Consider the following 19,429-nt stretch of genomic DNA (forward strand, 5'->3'; position numbering starts at 1 on the left):
CCTTTTCTTGCGGTTGTGCGGCAGGCGGTCTATATTGTCAACTAAGTTGACGAATCAAGCCGAAAGGATGCGCGATGAAATGGTCTTCTCTCAGTGAACGACAGATCCTCAAGGCGCAGGCCGAGGGGCAACTCGACAATCTGAAAGGGGCGGGCAAGCCGCTCAACACGCGCAGCGGCAATGACACGGACGCGGCGGGGTTTCGCATCATGGCGGAAGCGGGCGTGGTGCCGCGCGAATTCGAGATGCGCAAAGAGATCGAGGCGTTGAACGCGCAGTTGAAGGAGACGGTGGAGGTGGAGGCCCGTAAGGCGCTGATCCGGCAGATTGCGCAGGTGCAGCTCCGGCTCGACATCGAGGTGGAAGCGCGGCGGAAATATTACCGGACAGGGGATTGAGGAGCTGAACTGAGGGTGGATCACATCAGTGCGGCAGGGGAGAGGACGCGGGCGGTGGCGCCGGTGCGCAGCTTGAACCGGGCGAGGTTCGGGGCGCGCCGCATGTCGATCGTTCCGAGATCGAGCTTGCGCACGCCTTCGAGTTTCAGCCGCTTGATCGCCTCCCAAAGGATCAGATTGTGGGCGTTCACCGCGCGTCCACGCGGGCCGGTATGACCGATCTGATAGGTGGCCGAGGTGCCGTGCAGGATGAACAGCATGAAGGCGTCGTCCACTTCGAACAACCGCAGGGATTTCGGCGCGACATCTTGCAGAGCGAGGGCGAATTCGGGCGGCAGTCCACGGTACTGCCGCTGCGCCTGTTGGTGTTTTTCCAACAGGAGATAGGGGCGCAAGACCGAGGGCGAGGGCGCAAGGCGGGTCACATGCAGGTCTGATTTTTCGGCTTTTTTCAGGGCGTTGCGCCATTTTCCATTGAGGCCGAGGCGCATGTCGGAGAGCGGCGGGCGCAGGTCCAGTTCCACCACTTCGGGCGGGGGCGTCAGACCGAGACGGCCTAATGTACCGGGCAGGCGGCTGTCCGGGCTCATGAGTTTGAGGCCAAAGGGCAGGGCGGCGCGCAGGCTCTGGACCACGGCGCGCTCAACCGCTTTGTCGGGCGCGGCGTTGAGAAACAGCGGGCCGCGGAGCGCCACACTGATCTCTGCGCCGAAGACGGGGCGCAAGAGCACCTGCGCCAGAGCGAGAGGCGTGCGACGGTCGGAGATGACAAAGCGGCGGGCATCGCGCCCGATGTGTTTCGCGGCCTCGCCATAGAGCCAGCGCTGCGACAGCGGCGCATCGACCGTATCGGCCAGCTCCTCCCAATGGGTCTCATCTGTGATCTCGCGTGTCTCCATGTCGGATGCTGGGCCGAACAAGGTTAAGATTCTGTGGAGGTTGCGTTTGGTGAGGGCGCTTTTTTGTGGAGAAGCCGGGATTGCGACAATTTTAATGAAATATCGCAGGGGCAAGCCCGGGAATTAAGCGTTTGGAAGGGGTTTAGGGGCGACATTGGTGGTCTGAAACAGGAGAGGCTGCCATGCAGTGTCATAAATTTCCGAAAGACCTGAGCGCGGCGGCGGTTTTGACGCTGGTTTGGCATAGTGTCCCGCAAGCGGGGCTGCGGGCGGAATGGCATCAGGTGCTGCGGTGCTGAGGCTCTGGCGGTTTTGCAAAAAGAAAGGCCGCCCGAGTGGGCGACCTTTGCGATTTTTCGGAGGTTGTTCGTGATGTGAACTCTATTGCGGTTTCGTACATCCTCACTTCTTGAGGTGATAGAGCGAATTCTGAATGAGTTCCTCGACGACCTGGGGTTCAGCGAGGGTTGAGATGTCACCGAGGCTGCTTGTGTCGTTCTCGGCGATTTTGCGCAGGATGCGGCGCATGATTTTGCCGGAGCGGGTTTTCGGCAGGCCCGGCGCCCATTGGATGAAGTCCGGCTTGGCGATCGGGCCGATTTCCGTGCGGACCCATTTCTCCAGCTCCGCACGCAGAGCGTCGGAGGGTTCCACGTCGTTCATGAGCGTGACATAGGCGTAGATGCCCTGGCCCTTGAGCTCGTGCGGCATGCCGACGACGGCCGCTTCGGCGACTTTGGCGTGGGCGACGAGGGCGGATTCGACCTCGGCGGTGCCCATGCGGTGGCCCGAGACGTTGATCACGTCATCGACGCGGCCGGTGATCCAGTAATAGCCATCGGCGTCGCGGCGGCAGCCGTCGCCGGAGAAGTAATAGCCTTTGTATTGCTGGAAATAGGTCTCCTGGAAGCGCTCGTGATCGCCCCAGACGGTGCGCATCTGGCCGGGCCAGCTGTCCTTGAGGCAAAGGACGCCCTCGGCCTCGGTCTCCTTGAGTTCCTCGCCGGTGGTGGCGTCGAGGATGACCGGTTGCACGCCGAAGAAGGGCAGGGTGGCGGAGCCCGGTTTGGTGGGGATCGCGCCCGGCAGCGGCGTCAGGAGGTGGCCGCCGGTTTCGGTCTGCCACCAGGTGTCGACGATCGGGCAGTTCCCCTTGCCGACGACCTCGTTGTACCAGTTCCAGGCCTCCGGGTTGATCGGTTCGCCGACCGAGCCCAGCACCTTGAGCGAGGAGAGATCGTATTTCTCGACCCATTTGTTGCCCTGACCCATGAGGGACCGGAGTGCCGTGGGCGCGGTGTAGAACTGGTTGACCTTGTGCTTTTCGCACACAGCCCAGAACCGCCCGGCGTCGGGGTAGGTCGGCACGCCTTCGAACATGACGGTGGTCGCGCCGTTGGCCAGCGGCCCGTAGACGATGTAGCTGTGGCCGGTGACCCAGCCGACATCGGCGGTGCACCAGAACACGTCGCCGTCGTGGTAGTCGAAGACGTATTTATGGGTGAGCGCGGCATAGGCGAGGTAGCCGCCGGAGCTGTGGACGACGCCTTTGGGTTTGCCGGTGGAGCCGGAAGTGTAGAGGATGAAGAGCGGGTCTTCGGCGTTCATCGGACGCGGCGGGCAATCGGGGGAGGCGTGCTCCATCAGGTATTTGACGTCGACATCGCGGCCCTGCACCCAGGAGATCTGGTCGCCGGTGTGTTTGACGACGAGGCAGCGGACCTTGTCGGAACAGTGCAGGAGGGCGGCGTCGGTGTTGGCCTTCAACGGCGTGCGACGGCCGCCGCGCGGCGCGGTGTCGGAGGTGATGACCAGCTTCGCGCCGCAATCGTTGATGCGGTTGGCGAGGGCGTCGGGGGAAAATCCTGCGAAAACAATGGAGTGGATCGCGCCGATGCGGGCGCAGGCGAGCATGGCATAGGCCGCCTCGGGGATCATCGGCAGGTAGATGACGACCCGGTCGCCGCGCATGACGCCTTGGCTCAGGAGCACGTTGGCCATGCGGTTCACCTTGTCGGAGAGCTCCTTATAGGTGATGTGGCGGGCGGGCTCGTTGGGATCGTCGGGCTCGAAAATGATCGCGGTCTGCAAGGATTTGCGCGCCAGATGGCGGTCGATGCAGTTGGCGGAGACGTTGAGGACGCCGTCGGCGTACCATTTGATGTCGACGCGACCGAAGTCGAAACAGGTTTTTTTGACCTGGGTGTAGGGTTCCATCCAGTCGAGGATCTTGCCCTGCTCGGCCCAGAAGGACACCGGGTCTTCGACGGAGCGGCGGTAAAGCTCCTCGTAATCGGTGGTCGAGATCAGGGCGTCGGACGCGAAGGATTCAGAGGGCGGGTAAATGTCGGTCATAATGGCTCCTCCCAAAGCTGGCCCTCGCCGCATTGGGAGGGGCATGTCATCAGATGGCGAGATATTCGGCTCTTAGCGCTTCATTCTCAAGCACTTCTTTAGCGCTACCATCATAAACCACCCGCCCGGTGTCGAGGATCACGGCCCGATCCGCCAGATTGAGGGCGCGCACGGCGTTTTGTTCGACGAGGACGGTGGTGATGCCTTGGTCTTTGATGATGCGCAGGGTTTTCTCGATTTCGTCGACGATCACGGGGGCGAGGCCCTCATAGGGTTCGTCCAAAAGCAGCACCTTGATGTCGCGGGCCAAAGCGCGGGCGATGGCGAGCATTTGTTGTTCGCCGCCCGAGAGCGTGACACCCTCTTGTTTGCGGCGCTCGCGCAGACGCGGGAAGAGATCGTAAAGCCGGTCGAGCGACCAGCCGACGGGTTCGACGATCTGCGCCAGTTGCAGGTTTTCTTCGACCGTGAGGCCGGGGATGATGCGGCGATCTTCGGGCACGAGCGCGATGCCTTTCACCGCTGCCTCATAGGAGGTCTTGCTGTGGAGCCGCTCGTGATCGAGCCAAATCTCGCCATGGGTCACTGCCGGGCTATCGAGGCGGGCAAGTGCGCGGAGCGTCGAGGTCTTGCCCGCGCCGTTGCGGCCCAGAAGGGCGAGGATTTCGCCCTCGTGGATGTTAAAGGTGACGCCTTGGACAATGTAGCTTTCGCCGTAATAGGCATGCACGTCCCATGCGGAGAAAAACGCAGGCGCGTTCTGGGCGTGGTTGGCGTTGGGATTGAACTGTTCAGTCATGTCTTACACCTGCTGCGTTTCGCCAAGGTAGGCTTCTTTGACTTTCGGATTGCCCTTGATCATGTCGGGCGTGTCCTCGACGAGGGGCGTGCCTTGGGCCAGAACGGTGATGCGGTCGGCGAGAGAGAAGACCACATGCATGTCGTGTTCGATGATGGCGATGGTGATGTCGCGTTTCTCCTTGATTTCCTTCAAGAGAGCGATGGTGTTGTTGGTGTCGGCGCGGGCCATGCCGGCGGTGGGTTCGTCGAGCAATAGAAGTTTCGGCTCCTGCACCAGACACATGGCGATCTCCAACCGCCGCTTGTCGCCGCGGGACATGGAAGAGGCGATCATTTCGCGCTTCTCCAACATGCCGACGTCTTCGAGCATGGCCTCGGCCTTGGCGATCAGGTCGGTCTCGGCCTCCATGCTCTCGATGGCATGCATCCGAAACGCGCCGTCGCGCCTGGCGAAACAGGGGATCATCATATTTTCCATCACCGTGAGATCGCCAAAAATCTCCGGGGTCTGGAACACGCGGGAGATGCCCAATTGATTGATCTCATGGGGTTTCTTTCCCAACACAGAGGTGCCTGCGAAGGTGACGGAGCCTTCGTCGGGGATGAGTTTTCCGACAAGACAATTGAGGAGCGTGGATTTCCCGGCGCCATTGGGGCCGATGATGGCGTGAACGGTGTTTTCCTGCACCGAGAGGTTGACGTTGCCGAGGGCCTGAAGGCCGCCGAAACGCTTGCCGACGCCTTTGACTTCAAGAATTCCCATATTCATTCTCCTGCCACGCGTTTGCCGGGATCGGGGCGGTGCTCCGGGTCCGGGTTGTCGTATTTGTCGCGCTTCTGCGAGCCGTTGCGGAGGCGCGACGCGAGACGTCTCAGCCCTTCGATCAGACCGCCCGGCAGGAAGGTCACGACCAGCATGAAGGTCACGCCAAGGGTCAGGTGCCAGCCCTCGCCGGTGAAGCGGGCAAAGACCCAGATCACCACATCTTCCAGTCCGTCGGGCAGGAAGGAGAACCAATCGTGCAGCACGCCTTCGTTGATCTTGGAGAAGATGTTTTCGAGATATTTGATCACGCCCGCGCCAAGGACCGGCCCCATGAGCGTGCCTGCGCCGCCGAGGATGGTCATGATCACGACTTCCCCCGAGGCGGTCCAGAGCATCCGGTCGGCACCCGCGAGCGGGTCCATCGCGGCCAAAAGCCCGCCCGCAAGCCCGGCGTACATGCCGGAGATCACGAAGGCCGCCAGAGTGTAGGGTTTCGGGTCGAGCCCGGTGTAGGTCATGCGTTGTTGGTTCGATTTCACCGCGCGGAGCATCATGCCAAAGGGCGAGCGGAACAGGCGGATGGCGACATAGAAGGCGAGGATCGCGATCACCGCGCAGAAATAGAAGCCGACATTGAAGGTAAAGACCCGGCCCAAAGCCTCTAATTTATAAGAGGAATTCATTGCGAGGCCGAAGATATTGGTGACCGGCAGAGAGCTGCCTTGCTGCGCGCCGTCGAGGATGCGCGGGTCATTCAGCGTGAGTTGCAGGCCCGTCTCGCCATTTGTCAAAGGCGTGAGCACGGAATAGGCCATCTTGTAGCACATCTGCGCGAAGGCGAGCGTCAGGATGGAGAAATAGATGCCGGAGCGGCGGAGGCTGACGTATCCGATCGCGGCGGCGAAGAGGCCGGAGACGACCATGGCCAGAAGGATGCCGGGGATGACGTTCATCGTCAGCAGTTTGAACATCCAGACGGCGGCATAGGAGCCGATGCCGAGGAAAGCGGCGTGGCCGAAGGACAGGTATCCGGTGAGGCCGAAGAGGATGTTGAAGCCCACGGCGAAGATGCCGAAAATGGCGATTTTCTGCATCAGGTCGGGGTAGCCGCCGTTGAATTGCGCAAGCTCCGAGCCCGCCGCGAAGGGCTGCAACAGGATCGGGGTGAAGAGCGTCAGGAAGACGACGATCAGGAGGAATTTTGTGTCTTTCGGGTTCAGCCCGAGGATGTTCTTTTTCATGATTTATTCCTCCATCACGCCTTTGCGCCCCATCAGCCCGCGCGGGCGGGTCAGCAGGATGACGATGGCGACGACATAGATGATGATCTGGTCGATGCCGGGGATGATGTCCTTAATCCAGTTCATCGAGGCGAAGCTTTCGAGAATGCCCAGGAGGAAGCCTGCGGCCACCGCACCCGGAAGCGACCCCATGCCGCCCACGACCACGACGACGAAGCTCAGCACGAGAAAATCCATGCCCATGTGGTAGTTGGGCGACAGGATCGGGGCGTACATCACGCCCGCCATGCCCGCCACGGCGGCGGCGAGGCCGAACATGAGGGTGAAGCGGCGGTCGATGTTGATGCCCAGAAGCCCGACGGTTTCGCGATCCGCCATGCCCGCGCGGACGACCATGCCGAAGGTGGTGAATTGCAGAAAAGAGAACACCGCACCGATGACCACGGCGGCGAAGCCGAAATAGATCAGACGCCAATAGGGGTAGATGATCAGGTTCGGGTCGAAGCCCAGCATCGCGCCGAAATCGAAGCTGCCCTTGAAAGCATCGGGGGCGGGGGTGGAGATCGGGTTGGCGCCGTAGACATATTTAATGATCTCTTGCAGCACGATGGCCAGCCCGAAGGTGACGAGGATCTGATCCGCATGCGGGCGCTTGTAGAAATGCTTGATCAGGCCGCGCTCCATGATGAAGCCGACGGCGATCATGATCGGGATCGAGAACAGGATCGCCAGAGGCACCGACCAGTCAATCAAGGCATGGCCGAAATCCGGGCCGAACCACGCCTCGACATAGGGGGTTTTGACCTTGAGCGGGTTGCCGAGGAAATCGGTGCGCGTCGGATCGACGGTCTCGAACGACAGGTTCAACAGGCGCGAGAGCGTGACGGCGCAGAAGGCCCCGATCATGAAGAGCGCGCCATGGGCGAAATTCACCACGCCCAGAGTGCCGAAAATCAAGGTCAGCCCGAGCGCGATGAGCGCATAGGCCGAGCCCTTGTCCAGCCCGTTGAGCAATTGCAAGAGGATGGTTTCCATGGACGTGCCGTCCTTCCCTGTGTCCTGTGTGGGTCCCCGGCGGGCAAAGCTTTCCCGATCCCGCGCGCGGGCTGGGTGGCGGAAGACCCGCAGTTTTTGAGGGGGGTGGGGGCTGCCGCTTTGCGGTTCAGCCCCCAGTGAAGTGGGGATTGGTCCCCGTGCGTGGACGCGCTTAGCTCGCGTTACACTCGCCAAGCGCGCCGCCGGCGAACATCGGGTGATCCGGCGGATAGGTGACTTGGGCGGCGGGGGTGATTTCGACCACTTCGAGAAGGTCGAATTCAGAGGTCGGGTTCTCCTTGCCGCGCACCACGAGCACGTCTTTGAAGCACTGGTGATCCTCGGCGCGGTAGAGCGTCGGCCCGTTGCCCAGACCGTCGAACTCATAGCCTTCGAGTGCTTCGACGACGGCACAGGGATTGAAGGACCCGGCGCGGGCGACGGCATCGGCATAGAGAAGCGTCTGCACATAGCAGGTGTGCGCGGCCTGCGACGGCGGAAAGCCGTATTTCGTGCCGAACGATTTCACAAAGGCCTGCGAGCCTGCGTCGGTCAGGGACCAGTGCCAGTTGGTCGAGCCGAGAATGCCCTTGATATTCTCGCCCGCGCCGCGCGCCATCAGCCGCGAGAACAGCGGCACGACGATCTCGAACTGCTTGCCGTTGACCATCTTGTCGCGCAGGCCGAATTGCACCGCGTTGGTGAGCGAGTTCACCATATCGCCGCCGTAATGGTTGAGGATCAGCACATCGGCATCGGTTTGCAGCACCGGCGTGATGTAGGACGAGAAATCGCCCGCGCCGAGCGGTGTGCGAACTTTGTTCACAGTCTGCCAGCCGAGCGCCTCGGTGGCCGCCGCGATGCTCTCCTCCTGCGTCCAGCCCCAAGTGTAATCGGCGGTCAGGTGATAGGCCTTGCGATCCGTGCCATAACGCGCCGCGAGCACCGGCGCGAGCGCCGCGCCGGACATATAGGCGTTGAAGAAATGACGGAATCCGTTGGCTTTCTTGTCCTTGCCGGTGGTGTCGTTCGAATGCGTCAGACCGGCCATGAAGATTACGCCCGCCTCCTGACAGAGGCCCTGCACGGCGACGGCCACGCCCGAAGACGAGCCGCCGGTGATCATCACCGCGCCGTCTTTCTCGATCATGGATTTCGCCGAGGCGCGGGCCGCGTCGGATTTGGTCTGGGTGTCGCCGGTGACATATTCGACCTTCTTGCCGAGGATGCCGTTGCCCTCAAGCGCCCTGGAGCTGAAGGTGTTCAGCATGCCGCCGTCGCCCTCGCCATTGAGATGCTCGACCGCAAGCTGATAGGCGCGCAGCTCGTCGGCGCCCTCATCGGCATAGGGGCCGGATTGCGGCACGTTGAAGCCGAGCGTCACGGTGCCGCCCATCGGTTCGTTGGTAAAAGCAGAGGCGCCGGAGGTGAAAATCGTCGGCAGCGCGAGACCCGCGCCCGCGACGGCACCGGATTTCAACACGCGGCGGCGCGTCAGATCGGTTTTGGTCATTGAAAACTCCTCCCTGAGTTTTTCATGTGGCCTGAAGGGTCATGGCCTGAGTTGTACGGCCTGATTTTTTGCGGCCTTATCTGGCAATTGGCGCATCGCCCGGAGGTCCTCCCCGATCCCCGGGCGATGCGCAAAACCCGTTTTCCGGTCCGTGACTTGCGGACGGCACCCGGCGCAGCGGGTATGTAAACGGGATGGGGGTATTATTGAGGGTGGATCGAAAACCGGGCAATAAGTGGCTTGGAAACAATGATTTTTTTGTTAAGAATTACACAATGCATTTGCATACAATGTAAAACCGTTTTCCCGCAGGCGCAAAAGAGCGGTGTTTGCGGGCGCGGCAGTGAGCTGAAATCGCGACGAGATTTCATGACGCAGGTGAAAACGCCACGGCCAGAGGCGGGAGCGCTCTGGCGAGAGCTTCGGGGGGGATCATGCCACGTTCGGCACTGACAGGCACGCGTATTCGTGAACGGCGCACGCTCGAGGGGCTGAAACAGGCCGATCTGGCGCGCACGGTGGGCATCTCGCCCGCCTATCTCAACCTGATCGAACACAACCGGCGCAGAATCGGCGGCAAGCTTCTGGTCGATCTGGCGCGCGCGCTGGGGGTCGAGCCGTCGGTTTTGACCGAGGGGGCGGATGTGCCTCTGATGGAGGGGTTGCAGGACGCGGCGGGCAACGGGCTTGCGTCTGCGCGGCCCGGGCGCAGGGCGGCGGTCGAGCCGGAGGCGGAGCGGGCCGAGGAATTCGCCGGTCGGTTTCCCGGCTGGGCCGCGCTGGTGGTGGCGCAGCGCGACCGGATCACAGCGCTCGAGCGGCGGATCGAGGCGCTGAACGACCGGCTGGCGCATGACCCGTTTCTCTCCGACAGCCTGCATGAAGTGCTCTCGACCGTGACGGCGATCCGTTCGACGGCGGGGATTTTGAACGGCATGGGCGAGATCGACCGGGACTGGCAGGCGCGGTTTCACCGCAATCTCTATGAGGACAGCCAGCGCCTTGCGCAGGGCTCGCAGGCGCTGGTGTCCTATCTCGACAGCGTCGGGCAATCGGAGGATACGCTGAGTTCGCCGCTCGAAGAGGTCGAGGCCTGGCTCGCGGCACGGGATTTCGCCCTGCCGGAGCTGGAGCGCGGTATGATGCCGGAGCTGACGGGCGAGGGGGGCTTGCGCTCGGCGCCCGCGCGGCAGCTGGCGCGCAAATGGGTGCTCAGGGCCCGGGCGGAGGCGGAGAAAATGCCGCTGTCGATGGTGGAGGAGCTGATCGCGGAACACGGCCCGGACCCGGCGGCGCTGGCGCAGGGGGCGGGGGTCGATCTTGCGGCGGCGATGCGCCGGTTGGCGAGCCTTCCGGCCTTCGAGAACCGGGTGCCGACGGGGCTGGCGATCTGCGACGGCTCGGGGGCGCTGACTTACCGCAAACCGCTGGACGGGTTCGCGCCGCCGCGTTTCGGGGCGGCCTGTCCGCTCTGGCCGCTCTATCAGGCGCTCCTGAGGCCGATGGTGCCGATCCGCCGGGTGGTGGAGCAACAGGGCCAGCCCGCGCGGCGCTTCCTCGCCTATGCCATCGCCCAGCCGCAGCGCGCTGAGAGCTTCGAGGCCCCCGAGGTGGTGGAGGCGACGATGCTGTTCATCCCGCTGGAGCGGCTCGACATCACGCCGCGCGAGGCGGAGGTGTTGGGGGTCGGGACCTCCTGTCGGGTCTGCGCGCGAATGAACTGCCCGGCGCGGCGCGAACCGTCGATGGTTCTGGAGGAGCCGGAGGAGGGGTGAGGTCAGTAAGCGTGTGTTCCGCTGACGATGGAAACGCGGCCCCCCTTTGTCTTGAGCCATAACATGTCGAAACTGCGCAGCAAGGTCAGGACAGAGGGCAGTTGGCTCTCAAACGCAAAGAAGCGGATGCGCCCGTCGGGAAATTGATAAGCATCCGGCAGCGTGCCGTGCTTGTCGTCCTTCAGGATGAAAAGTTCGTTGCGAAAATAATTGCCCGCGTCATCCTGACGGCTGTCATGGATGTAGACGAGGATCTGGAGCGGGTCGTTGACGGGATCGGGAATGTCTCCGAAGCCATAAACGACTTGATAGCGTTGTATCTGGCTCGTGGAGTCGATGGGCAGGGTGCTGGTTTCTGGGGGCGTCATGTGAAAAGTCCTTTACTCAGTAAGAATGAAGCGATCAGGGTCTGGGGCAGGAAATCATGAATGCGGGCTGCACGCGTTAGCGACGTGTGGAGGACAGGGTGAATTGGCCCCGCGTGGACGTGTTTGGCACAATTTTTTGACACACCCGCGACAAATCGCCATAAGGTGCGGCACATGAGGGGGAGAAGAGGGCAATCATGGGCAAGCGCGTGCTCCTGATCGAGGACGAGCCGAACATCATCGAGGCGATCCGGTTTATCCTGTCGCGCGATGGCTGGACGGTCGAAACCCATTCCGACGGGGCGACGGCTGTTGAGGCGGTCGCGCGCAAGCGTCCGGATGTGGTGATCCTCGATGTGATGCTGCCCAACAAATCCGGTTTCGACATCCTGCGCGACCTGCGTGCGGATGCCGACCATGCCAACCGTCCGATCCTCATGCTCACCGCGCGCGGCCAGAAAAAGGACCGCGACATGGCTGAGGCGGCGGGCGTGTCCTGTTTCATGACCAAGCCGTTTTCCAACTCCGAGATGCTCGAAACCGTGCGCCGTCTGGCGGGCGCCTCTGATGCAGCCTCCGGTGAGGGGCATGGCTGAGCGGCGCGGGCCGCTTTATCTTGCGCGGGCGTCTTACCGGCGGCGACGGCTGATCGATGCGCTGCGGTTGTTGCCGTTTCTGATGTTCGGGCTCTGGCTCTTGCCGCTCTTGTGGGGCGGAGAGGGCACGGACCAACCGGTCGGGGCGGGGGCGCGGGCCTTTTTGCACGTCTTTGTGGTCTGGGCGCTGGGGCTTCTGGCGGCGACTTTGCTCACCCGACGGCTGTCGCAGGGCGAGGCCGCGACGGAGCGTGTGACGGCGCAGAAGGGCCCGGATGCAGAGGGCGGGCGCTAGATGCTGCGGTTCAACATTCTCGTCCTCGCCTGTCTGAGCTATGCGACGCTTTTGTTCGTTGTGGCCTTCTGGGCCGAGAAGCGTGCCGAAGCCGGGCGGCTGGGCTGGCTGCGGTCGCCGCTGATCTATACGCTGTCGCTGTCGATCTATTGCACCGCATGGACGTTTTACGGCGCGGTGGGCTATGCGGTGCGCTCGGGGCTGGAGTTCGTGACGATCTATCTCGGGCCGTCTCTGATGATGATCGGCTGGTGGTGGATTCTGCGCAAACTGGTGCGGATCGGGCGGGTGCAGCGGATCACCTCGGTCGCCGACCTGATTTCCTCGCGCTACGGCAAATCGACCACCCTGGGCGTGCTGGTGACGCTTTTGGCGGTGATCGGCACCACGCCCTATATCGCGCTCCAGTTGCAATCCGTGGCGCTGTCCTTTGCGGTGTTCGGGGTCAATGATCCGTCGGGTGCGGTGCTGCCCGATCTCGACAAGACGGCGCTTTGGGTGGCAGTCGGGCTGGCGGTGTTCACCGCGCTGTTCGGCACGCGCAATCTCGATGCCAACGAGCGCCACCACGGGGTGGTGACCGCCATCGCGCTCGAGGCGGTGGTGAAGTTTTTCGCCCTCGTGGCGGTGGGCGTGTTTGTCGTCTGGGGGCTGAGCGACGGTCTTGGCGATCTGATGGCGAAGATCGATGCCTCGCCGGTGGCGCAGCACCCGATTCAGGGCACGCGCTGGATCGCGCTGACCATGTTGTCGGCGGCGGCGCTTTTGACCCTGCCGCGGATGTTTCAGGTGCTGGTGGTGGAGAATTCGGACGAAAGCCACCTGTTCACCGCGGGCTGGGCCTTTCCGCTCTATCTCTTCGGCATGTCGCTCTTCGTGATCCCGATCGCGGTGGTGGGGCTCGAGGTGCTGCCCGAAGGGGCGAACCCCGACATGTTCGTCCTCACCCTGCCGTTGCAGTCCGATCAGCGCGTGCTGGCGACGCTGTCTTTCCTCGGCGGGTTTTCCTCCGCCACCTCCATGGTGATCGTCGCGGCCATCGCGCTTTCGACCATGGTGTCGAACCACATCGTCATGCCGATCTGGCTCTCGGCGCAGGGCAAGGGCGGTGCGACCGTGTCGGGCGATGTGCGCCGCGTCGTGCTTTATGCCCGTCGCCTGTCGATTTTCGGCGTGCTGGTGCTGGGCTATCTCTATTTCCATTTCTCCGGCGGCTCGGAAGCACTGGCCTCCATCGGCATGATTTCCTTTACCGGCGTGGCGCAGGTGCTGCCTGCGATGCTGGGCGGCATCTTCTGGCGGGGGGCGACGCGGTTGGGGGCGATCCTCGGTGTCGTTACGGGGTTCGTCGTCTGGGCTTACACCATGTTCTTGCCGTCCTTCGGGGCCGCCGCCGGGTTCACGCCGGAGCTTTTGGAGCACGGGCCGCTGGGCCTGACGCTTCTGCGTCCGCAGGCGCTGTTCGGTGTCACCGGCGTCGATCCGGTGGTGCATGCGGTGAGCTGGTCTCTGGCGCTCAACACGCTGCTGTTTCTGTTGGGCTCGCTGTTCTCCTTCCCGCGGCCCGTCGAACGCTTGCAAGGCGCGCAATTCGTCAATGTCTTCGAGCATTCCGGTTCGACGCGCAGTTGGTCGCATGGCTTTGCCGAGGCGGAGGATTTGCTGGTCATGGCGCAGCGTATCCTTGGTCCGTCCGAGGCGCAGGCGCTGTTTCAATCCGAGGCGCTCGCGCAGGGCAAGGAGGGCTATCTGCCCGACACCACGCCCGAATTCATCGAGCGTTTGGAGCGCGAGCTGGCGGGCTCTGTGGGGGCGGCCACGGCCCATGCCATGCTGGGCCAGATTGCGGGGGGCGTGGTCGTCTCCGTCGAGGACCTGATGGCGGTGGCCGACGAGACGGCGCAGATGATGGAATATTCCTCCCAGCTTGAGCTGAAATCCGAAGAACTGAGCCGCACCGCGCGCAAGCTCCGGGAAGCCAACGAGAAACTGACCGCGCTGTCGATCCAGAAGGACGCCTTCCTGAGCCAGATCAGCCACGAGTTGCGCACGCCGATGACCTCGATCCGGGCGTTTTCCGAGATCCTGCGCGACGGCGGCGCTGCGGGCGATCTCGATGCGGCGAGCCTTGAGCGGTTCTCGACGATCATCCACGACGAGGCCCAGCGGCTGACCCGTCTGCTCGACGATCTTCTCGATCTGTCGGTGCTGGAAAACGGGCAGGTGAGCCTGAACTGGGCGCGTGACAACCTGCATGACGTGATTTCCAGGGCGGTGAATGCCAGTGCGGAGGGCCGCGCGATGGCGATCCGGCGCAACGAGATCGCCGAACATATTGCGATTGAAACCGACCCGGACCGGTTGGCGCAGGTGTTCATCAACCTGATCGCCAATGCCCGCAAATATTGCGATGCACCCGTCCCGGAACTTCGGATCGAGACCCGGCGGCTGGGCGGCGACCGGCTCCAGATCGATTTCATCGACAATGGGTCTGGCATTCCGAAAGACAAGCAGACGGTGATTTTCGAGAAATTCTCGCGCCTCACCGATCACGCCAAGGCGGGCGGGGCGGGGCTTGGGCTTGCGATCTGTCGCGAGATCGTCGCCAATCTCGGCGGCACCATCGCCTATTTGCCGGGGCAAGGGGGGGCGGCGTTCCGCATCACCCTGCCGCGGGTGCGCGCGCGCGGCTAAGCCGGAGGATTTGCGGTAAAAATCCGTCCGGCTTCTCTAAAAAATTCTGCTTCGCTTCCCTAAAAAATTCCGCTCCGCTTCTTTAAAGAATTCCGCTCCGCTTCAATGATTTGTTTACTTTGAGCGGCGAAAAAGGACGGGAGAGTCCGAGCGAATTCTGTGCGAGATTGCCCGCTACCATGTCCGATGCCGACATCATTTCCGCAATGCGCCGCAAGGCGGGCGTCGGTCGCCCGCCGCCGGACGTCCAACCCCTGTCGCCCGCTAAGGCGCTTCGGATCGCGGCGGCCAAGGCGGCGGAGGACACGATCGGGTTGGTGCTTCAGGTGCTTGAGGTCAGCGAGGAGAAAAGCGCGATTTCCCGCCTGCCGGGGGAGGTGCCGGAGCATGCGCTCCTGTCTTTGCTCGAAGGGCCGCAGAATGCCTATGGGCTGGCGATTTTCGACCGCAACACGGTCGCGGCCATCGTCGAACAGCAAACGGCGGGGCGGGTCTTGTCGCTCGCGCCCGAAGCCCGCCCGCCGACCGCCACAGATTCCGTCATGTGTACGCCGCTCTGCGACCGGATGCTGCGGCTGTTTGAGGCGCAATTGGCCGAGTTGCCCGATCCGCCTGCGGTTGCGGGCTATCACACCGCCGCGCAGTTGCGGGAGGCGCGTTCCATCGCCATCGCCTTTGACGATGTGCCTTATCGGCTCTACCGGCTGAAACTGCTTTTGGGCCGTGAGGGGCGGGAGGGAGAGATTCTTCTGATCTTCCCGAATGTGCCGGTGGCACGCGGTCCGGCACAGGGCCATGGCCACGATTTCGGCGCGGCCTTTCAGGAGGCGGTGATGAAGACGGAGGCGCGGCTCGACACGGTGTTGCACCGGGTCTCGCTGCGGCTTTCCGATGTGGCGGGGCTTCAGGAGGGGATGATGATCCCGATCCCGCGCGAGGCGCTGTCGCGTGTCGAACTCCGCGCGGGGGAGCGGTTGATCAGCCGCGCCCGGCTCGGCCAGATCAACGGCAAACGCGCGCTTCGGGTGGTGCTTGCGACCGAGGATGACGACGGGCTTGAGGCGGAGTTGTCGTCAAGCGGCGGCTTCGACATGGCGGCGCTGGGCGGGGAGGGTTTCCCGGCGCTGTCCGGCGAGATGCCGGGCGGTATGGGGATGGAGGGGGATTTGCCTGCGCTCGGAGATTTTCCGGCGATGGGGGAGCTGCCCCCGCTTGGTGATATGCCGGCTCTGGGCGATTTCCCGGCGATGGGCGATCTGCCGCCGCTTGGCGACGGGGAGGGTTTCCCGGCGATGGGGGAGCTTCCGGCTTTGGAATGAACCGGGGAGGCCGGAATGAAGATCCTGTCCGATCCGTTGCGCGATCCGGCCGGATCGGGGCTGGATCTGCCAGTGTGAACCGGTTTCATGTGGGGAAACCGTGATTTCTGTTGATGTGAATCAAGGCCTGCGCGACGCTTTGGGAGGATGCTCGTTGTCCAAGGAGGAGCCGCGATGATCGATCTTGCAAAAAGAAAAGCGCAATTGCTGGAGCGCAAAACCGAGTTGACCCGGCGTCTCGAGGAGATCGACGCCGAGTTGGATGCGCATCAGTCGAAGGACTGGGAGGAACTGGCCACCGAACGCGAAGGCGACGAGGTGCTTGAGGGTATGGGGGCGCAGGGCAAGGCGGAGATCGTTATGATCAACGCGGCGCTCGAACGCATCGACGAGGGCGAATACGGCTATTGCGCCGTCTGTGGTGAAGAAATCAGCGCACAGCGTCTGGATGTGCTGCCCTATACGCCGATGTGCCGCGATTGCGCCGCGCGGGTTGCGGCGGGGCATTGAGGGGTGATCAAGCGCAGAGGAGAGTGTCGCCCGGGCAGGTCACAGGAAGATCGTGGGAATTCATCAGGGAGGTTGAGATGACCCGAGTAACGAAGACCGAGGCGGAGATCGACGAGATCGTCGACGATCTCGTGAAGGACGCTGACACGGCCAACGCCTTGAAGGAAAAACTGCATGACAAGCTCGAAGCGTCGGTGCCAGAGTATCCTCAGGCGGTCCCGGATGCCGGGGGCGACGACGATGCGGATGACATGTGGGACAATATGCCGGTGTGACCGGCCTGTCTCCGATTGGATGAAAGGATAGGCCATGGCGTTCGAAGCCCTGAAAGCACAGGTTTACATGATCCTCGACGAGATTGCCGCCCGTCCGACGGACCGCCATATCCTACAGGAAAACCTGCGTGAGAAACTGGCCGAACTGTCGGCGCTGGGTCTGCCCTTGCCGGAGGATCTTGTGCGGCTCGAGGCCGAGTTGGAAGACCGCTCCGCCGACGATCTCTATCCCAAGGGCTGATGTCCCGCCCTGATGCGGGCGCTGTGTCGTATCTCCCGACCGGAAATCCCCGGGGTGGGGAGTGTGCCGTCTTGCCAAGGGGCGGGCGTCGCCGCATGATGTGGAAAACCTGTGGATAATTTGTTCGCGAGCCGTTCCTAAGAACGAAGGACCGGAGGTGCTGGGCGGCGAAACGCAGGGCTGGTCAAAAGGGTGTGCGGGGGCGCGGATGAGTGAGGCAGTGGAACAGGCCCGAAAGCAAGTGTCCAACGAGCCGATGCCGAAAGAGCAGAGGCAGGGCGATCCGGCGTCCGGAGCGCCCGCCGCTCTTGTCCAAAGCCACCGACAGGGGGCGATTGCGCTGCTGCGCCTCTCGTCCCCGCCGGTCAATACACTGACACCCGAGTTGCGCCGTGCCCTGCTTGCGGCGTTTGAGGCGGCGGAGAGCGACCCGGAGGTCGGGGCCATCGTGCTGATGGCGGAGGGCACCTCGTTCTGCACCGGCTTTCCGGCGGATACGCTGGCGGCGGAGGAACTTGCACCGAGCCTCAACACGCTTTGCGACCGTCTCGAAGCCTGTCCGAAACCGGTGATCGCGGCGCTGCATGGCAGCACGCTCGAAGCCGGGTTCGCGCTCGCACTTGCGGCGCATTACCGGGTGATCGGGCGGCGCTCCCGACTTGGTGCGCCGGAGGTCACGCTGGGCCTCGTGCCGACGGGTGGCGTGACCCAGCGTCTGCCGCGGTTGGTGGGGCCGGGCGTGGCGCTTGAGATGTTGCTCTCCGGTCGGCCGGTGCCCGCGCCTCAGGCGCTCAAGCTCGGTCTGGTCGATGAGATGGCCGATAGCAAAAGCCCCGCCGAGGCGGCGATTGCCATGGCGGAGCGGTTTCTGGCGGGAGGCCGCGGGCCGCGCCCGACCCGCGACGTGACGCGGGGGGGCAAGGACGGGGCGGCCTATATGAAAGAGGTTGCGGCGCGGCGCGCGGAGATCAAAGGGGCGCGGATCGGCGCGCCGGGGCGGATCGTCGATTGCGTCGAGGCGGCGCTGATCCTGCCGTTCGACGCCGGGGTGGCACGCGAGAGCGTGGCGCGGGCCGATTGTTTCGCCAGCGAAGAGGCCAAGGCGTTGCGCCATGCCTATTTCTCCGAACGCCGTGCGGCGCGGCTCGACGGGGTCGAGGGGCTGCGCCCGGCGGAGATCGGGGAGCTTGGCATTGTGGGCACCGGCTCTCTGGCGCTGGGCATCGCGATTGCGGCGCTCGATCACGGGCTCAAGGTGCGCCTTCTGGGCAGTGCCGCCGACCAGCTTGTGGTGGCGGAACAGCGGATCGCCACGGCCTACACCCGCGCCGAACAACAGGGGCAGATCTCCGCCGAACTGCGACAGGAACGGTTGGCGCAGTTCACCGCGACGACCCGGACGGACAGTCTCGGCGATGCCGGGCTGGTGATCGAGGCCAGTGCGGCACCGACGGAGGCGCGGGCGCGGCTTTTGGCCCGGCTCGAAGAGTTTCTGCCGGAGGAGACCGTGCTCGCCACCGTCGCCGACCGCGGTTATGCGCAGATGGCGCGCGATCTGGCTCACCCCGAACGCTTTCTCGGTCTGCATTTCTTTGCACCGTCGCAGGCGATCCGGGTGGTCGAACTGGCCGTGCGGGACGGCGTGTCGAAACAGGCCTTGGTGACGGCGCATGGGGTCGTGAAACGCATCGGCAAGGTGCCGGTGACGCTGCGCGCCCGCGACGGGCTGATCGCCAATGTGGTGCAGGATGCGATCTGGTCGGCGGTGGATGTGCTTTTGCTGATGGGCGTGCGCCCGGCGCGGATCGACCGGGTGATGCGCGACTACGGCTTTCCCGTCGGACCCTGCGAGACCATGGACGCGCTGGGGCTCGCGCATATGCGGGGCGCGGTGGCGCAGTTTTTCGCCGCAGAGGGCCGTACCGGCAAGGAGGCCGGGCAGGGGTTCTACGACTATGCCAAAGGGCAGGCGCCCGATGACAGGACGGCGGAGGCGATCCTTGCCGATCTGCGGGCGCAGGGTGGGGTGCCATTGCTGGTGCTCAGCGATCGCGACATTACCGAACGCCTTCTTTTGGCGGCGGCCAACGCGGGCGCGCGGCTGTTGCAGGCGGGCGTGGTGATGCGCCCTGTGGACATCGACGTGGTGATGATGCTGGCCAAGGGCTATCCGCGCTATCACGGCGGGCCGATGAAGGCGGCGGATCTGATGGGGATTTTTCAGGCGGAGAAACGTCTGAAAGGTTTTGCAGTTGCGGCGCCGGACATCTGGGAGCCTGCGACACTTTGGCATGAATTGTCCAAGAATGGCGACAATTTCGAGAAGTTGAATCTTCTCTGAGGTTTGC

Annotated in this window: 18 protein-coding genes; 10 read left to right on the forward strand and 8 right to left on the reverse strand. The window is 63.4% G+C overall.

Going from position 1 to position 19,429, the window contains the following annotated elements:
- The first annotated feature begins 74 nt into the window (after positions 1-74).
- The gene (locus V1475_RS11535; protein WP_479412861.1) at positions 75-398 is read left to right on the forward strand and encodes a DnaJ family domain-containing protein; all 324 of its coding nucleotides are present in this window, start codon (positions 75-77) and stop codon (positions 396-398) included.
- A 20-nt stretch (positions 399-418) separates the two neighbouring features.
- Here V1475_RS11535 and V1475_RS11540 read toward each other — a convergent pair whose 3' ends face one another.
- From V1475_RS11540 to V1475_RS11570, 7 genes are all read right to left on the reverse strand, one after another.
- Positions 419-1,297, reverse strand: a complete 879-nt coding sequence (locus V1475_RS11540) for a GNAT family N-acetyltransferase (protein ID WP_479412862.1) — start codon at positions 1,295-1,297, stop codon at positions 419-421.
- A 402-nt stretch (positions 1,298-1,699) separates the two neighbouring features.
- Positions 1,700-3,652 (reverse strand): acetate--CoA ligase, encoded by a 1,953-nt coding sequence (gene acs / locus V1475_RS11545; RefSeq protein ID WP_479412863.1) that lies wholly within the window; start codon positions 3,650-3,652, stop codon positions 1,700-1,702.
- A gap of 49 nt (positions 3,653-3,701) precedes the next feature.
- The gene (locus V1475_RS11550) at positions 3,702-4,451 is read right to left on the reverse strand and encodes an ABC transporter ATP-binding protein (RefSeq protein ID WP_479412864.1); all 750 of its coding nucleotides are present in this window, start codon (positions 4,449-4,451) and stop codon (positions 3,702-3,704) included.
- Between the two features lie 3 nt (positions 4,452-4,454).
- Positions 4,455-5,216, reverse strand: a complete 762-nt coding sequence (locus V1475_RS11555) for an ABC transporter ATP-binding protein (protein ID WP_479412865.1) — start codon at positions 5,214-5,216, stop codon at positions 4,455-4,457.
- Between the two features lie 2 nt (positions 5,217-5,218).
- Positions 5,219-6,448, reverse strand: a complete 1,230-nt coding sequence (locus tag V1475_RS11560) for a branched-chain amino acid ABC transporter permease (RefSeq protein WP_434290888.1) — start codon at positions 6,446-6,448, stop codon at positions 5,219-5,221.
- A 15-nt stretch (positions 6,449-6,463) separates the two neighbouring features.
- Positions 6,464-7,495: a branched-chain amino acid ABC transporter permease gene (locus V1475_RS11565; RefSeq protein ID WP_479412866.1), complete on the reverse strand. Its 1,032-nt coding sequence runs from the start codon at positions 7,493-7,495 to the stop codon at positions 6,464-6,466.
- A gap of 172 nt (positions 7,496-7,667) precedes the next feature.
- A complete protein-coding gene (locus V1475_RS11570) occupies positions 7,668-9,008 on the reverse strand; it encodes a substrate-binding protein (protein WP_479412867.1) in 1,341 nt (446 codons plus the stop codon).
- A 434-nt stretch (positions 9,009-9,442) separates the two neighbouring features.
- On the opposite strand from V1475_RS11570, the gene V1475_RS11575 reads away from it, so the two are divergent.
- The gene (locus V1475_RS11575; RefSeq protein ID WP_479412868.1) at positions 9,443-10,783 is read left to right on the forward strand and encodes a short-chain fatty acyl-CoA regulator family protein; all 1,341 of its coding nucleotides are present in this window, start codon (positions 9,443-9,445) and stop codon (positions 10,781-10,783) included.
- Between the two features lie 2 nt (positions 10,784-10,785).
- Here V1475_RS11575 and V1475_RS11580 read toward each other — a convergent pair whose 3' ends face one another.
- Positions 10,786-11,151 carry a hypothetical protein gene (locus tag V1475_RS11580; RefSeq protein WP_434287661.1) on the reverse strand — a complete coding sequence of 122 codons (366 nt, stop codon included), beginning with the start codon at positions 11,149-11,151 and terminating at the stop codon, positions 10,786-10,788.
- 197 nt (positions 11,152-11,348) lie between these two features.
- On the opposite strand from V1475_RS11580, the gene V1475_RS11585 reads away from it, so the two are divergent.
- From V1475_RS11585 to V1475_RS11620, 8 genes are all read left to right on the forward strand, one after another.
- On the forward strand, positions 11,349-11,747 hold the full coding sequence (locus V1475_RS11585) for a response regulator transcription factor (RefSeq protein WP_479412869.1): 399 nt from the start codon (positions 11,349-11,351) through the stop codon (positions 11,745-11,747).
- Positions 11,740-12,042, forward strand: a complete 303-nt coding sequence (locus V1475_RS11590) for a hypothetical protein (protein ID WP_479412870.1) — start codon at positions 11,740-11,742, stop codon at positions 12,040-12,042. The genes V1475_RS11585 and V1475_RS11590 overlap by 8 nt, the downstream gene beginning before the upstream one ends.
- Positions 12,043-14,736, forward strand: coding sequence for an ATP-binding protein (locus V1475_RS11595; protein WP_479412871.1), 2,694 nt, complete (start codon positions 12,043-12,045; stop codon positions 14,734-14,736). It begins immediately after the preceding gene.
- Positions 14,737-14,915: 179 nt separating this feature from the next.
- Entirely contained in the window at positions 14,916-16,055 is a 1,140-nt protein-coding gene (locus tag V1475_RS11600) for a FliM/FliN family flagellar motor switch protein (protein WP_479412872.1), read from the forward strand.
- A gap of 174 nt (positions 16,056-16,229) precedes the next feature.
- Positions 16,230-16,565, forward strand: coding sequence for a TraR/DksA family transcriptional regulator (locus V1475_RS11605; RefSeq protein ID WP_434287656.1), 336 nt, complete (start codon positions 16,230-16,232; stop codon positions 16,563-16,565).
- Between the two features lie 77 nt (positions 16,566-16,642).
- The gene (locus V1475_RS11610) at positions 16,643-16,840 is read left to right on the forward strand and encodes a hypothetical protein (protein WP_434287655.1); all 198 of its coding nucleotides are present in this window, start codon (positions 16,643-16,645) and stop codon (positions 16,838-16,840) included.
- Positions 16,841-16,874: 34 nt separating this feature from the next.
- Entirely contained in the window at positions 16,875-17,081 is a 207-nt protein-coding gene (locus V1475_RS11615) for a hypothetical protein (protein ID WP_434287654.1), read from the forward strand.
- A gap of 208 nt (positions 17,082-17,289) precedes the next feature.
- Positions 17,290-19,422 carry an enoyl-CoA hydratase-related protein gene (locus tag V1475_RS11620; RefSeq protein WP_479412873.1) on the forward strand — a complete coding sequence of 711 codons (2,133 nt, stop codon included), beginning with the start codon at positions 17,290-17,292 and terminating at the stop codon, positions 19,420-19,422.
- Positions 19,423-19,429: the final 7 nt, after the last annotated feature.

This window comes from Celeribacter sp. SCSIO 80838 (assembly GCF_056498065.1).

What these genes read in the sequence shown, in the direction of transcription:
- V1475_RS11535 (WP_479412861.1), top strand. Translation starts at nt 75, where the DNA reads ATGAAATGGTCTTCTCTCAGTGAACGACAGATCCTCAAGGCGCAGGCC.
- V1475_RS11540 (WP_479412862.1), bottom strand. Translation starts at nt 1,297, where the DNA reads ATGGAGACACGCGAGATCACAGATGAGACCCATTGGGAGGAGCTGGCC.
- acs (WP_479412863.1), bottom strand. Translation starts at nt 3,652, where the DNA reads ATGACCGACATTTACCCGCCCTCTGAATCCTTCGCGTCCGACGCCCTG.
- V1475_RS11550 (WP_479412864.1), bottom strand. Translation starts at nt 4,451, where the DNA reads ATGACTGAACAGTTCAATCCCAACGCCAACCACGCCCAGAACGCGCCT.
- V1475_RS11555 (WP_479412865.1), bottom strand. Translation starts at nt 5,216, where the DNA reads ATGGGAATTCTTGAAGTCAAAGGCGTCGGCAAGCGTTTCGGCGGCCTT.
- V1475_RS11565 (WP_479412866.1), bottom strand. Translation starts at nt 7,495, where the DNA reads ATGGAAACCATCCTCTTGCAATTGCTCAACGGGCTGGACAAGGGCTCG.
- V1475_RS11570 (WP_479412867.1), bottom strand. Translation starts at nt 9,008, where the DNA reads ATGACCAAAACCGATCTGACGCGCCGCCGCGTGTTGAAATCCGGTGCC.
- V1475_RS11575 (WP_479412868.1), top strand. Translation starts at nt 9,443, where the DNA reads ATGCCACGTTCGGCACTGACAGGCACGCGTATTCGTGAACGGCGCACG.
- V1475_RS11580 (WP_434287661.1), bottom strand. Translation starts at nt 11,151, where the DNA reads ATGACGCCCCCAGAAACCAGCACCCTGCCCATCGACTCCACGAGCCAG.
- V1475_RS11585 (WP_479412869.1), top strand. Translation starts at nt 11,349, where the DNA reads ATGGGCAAGCGCGTGCTCCTGATCGAGGACGAGCCGAACATCATCGAG.
- V1475_RS11590 (WP_479412870.1), top strand. Translation starts at nt 11,740, where the DNA reads ATGGCTGAGCGGCGCGGGCCGCTTTATCTTGCGCGGGCGTCTTACCGG.
- V1475_RS11595 (WP_479412871.1), top strand. Translation starts at nt 12,043, where the DNA reads ATGCTGCGGTTCAACATTCTCGTCCTCGCCTGTCTGAGCTATGCGACG.
- V1475_RS11600 (WP_479412872.1), top strand. Translation starts at nt 14,916, where the DNA reads ATGTCCGATGCCGACATCATTTCCGCAATGCGCCGCAAGGCGGGCGTC.
- V1475_RS11605 (WP_434287656.1), top strand. Translation starts at nt 16,230, where the DNA reads ATGATCGATCTTGCAAAAAGAAAAGCGCAATTGCTGGAGCGCAAAACC.
- V1475_RS11610 (WP_434287655.1), top strand. Translation starts at nt 16,643, where the DNA reads ATGACCCGAGTAACGAAGACCGAGGCGGAGATCGACGAGATCGTCGAC.
- V1475_RS11615 (WP_434287654.1), top strand. Translation starts at nt 16,875, where the DNA reads ATGGCGTTCGAAGCCCTGAAAGCACAGGTTTACATGATCCTCGACGAG.
- V1475_RS11620 (WP_479412873.1), top strand. Translation starts at nt 17,290, where the DNA reads ATGAGTGAGGCAGTGGAACAGGCCCGAAAGCAAGTGTCCAACGAGCCG.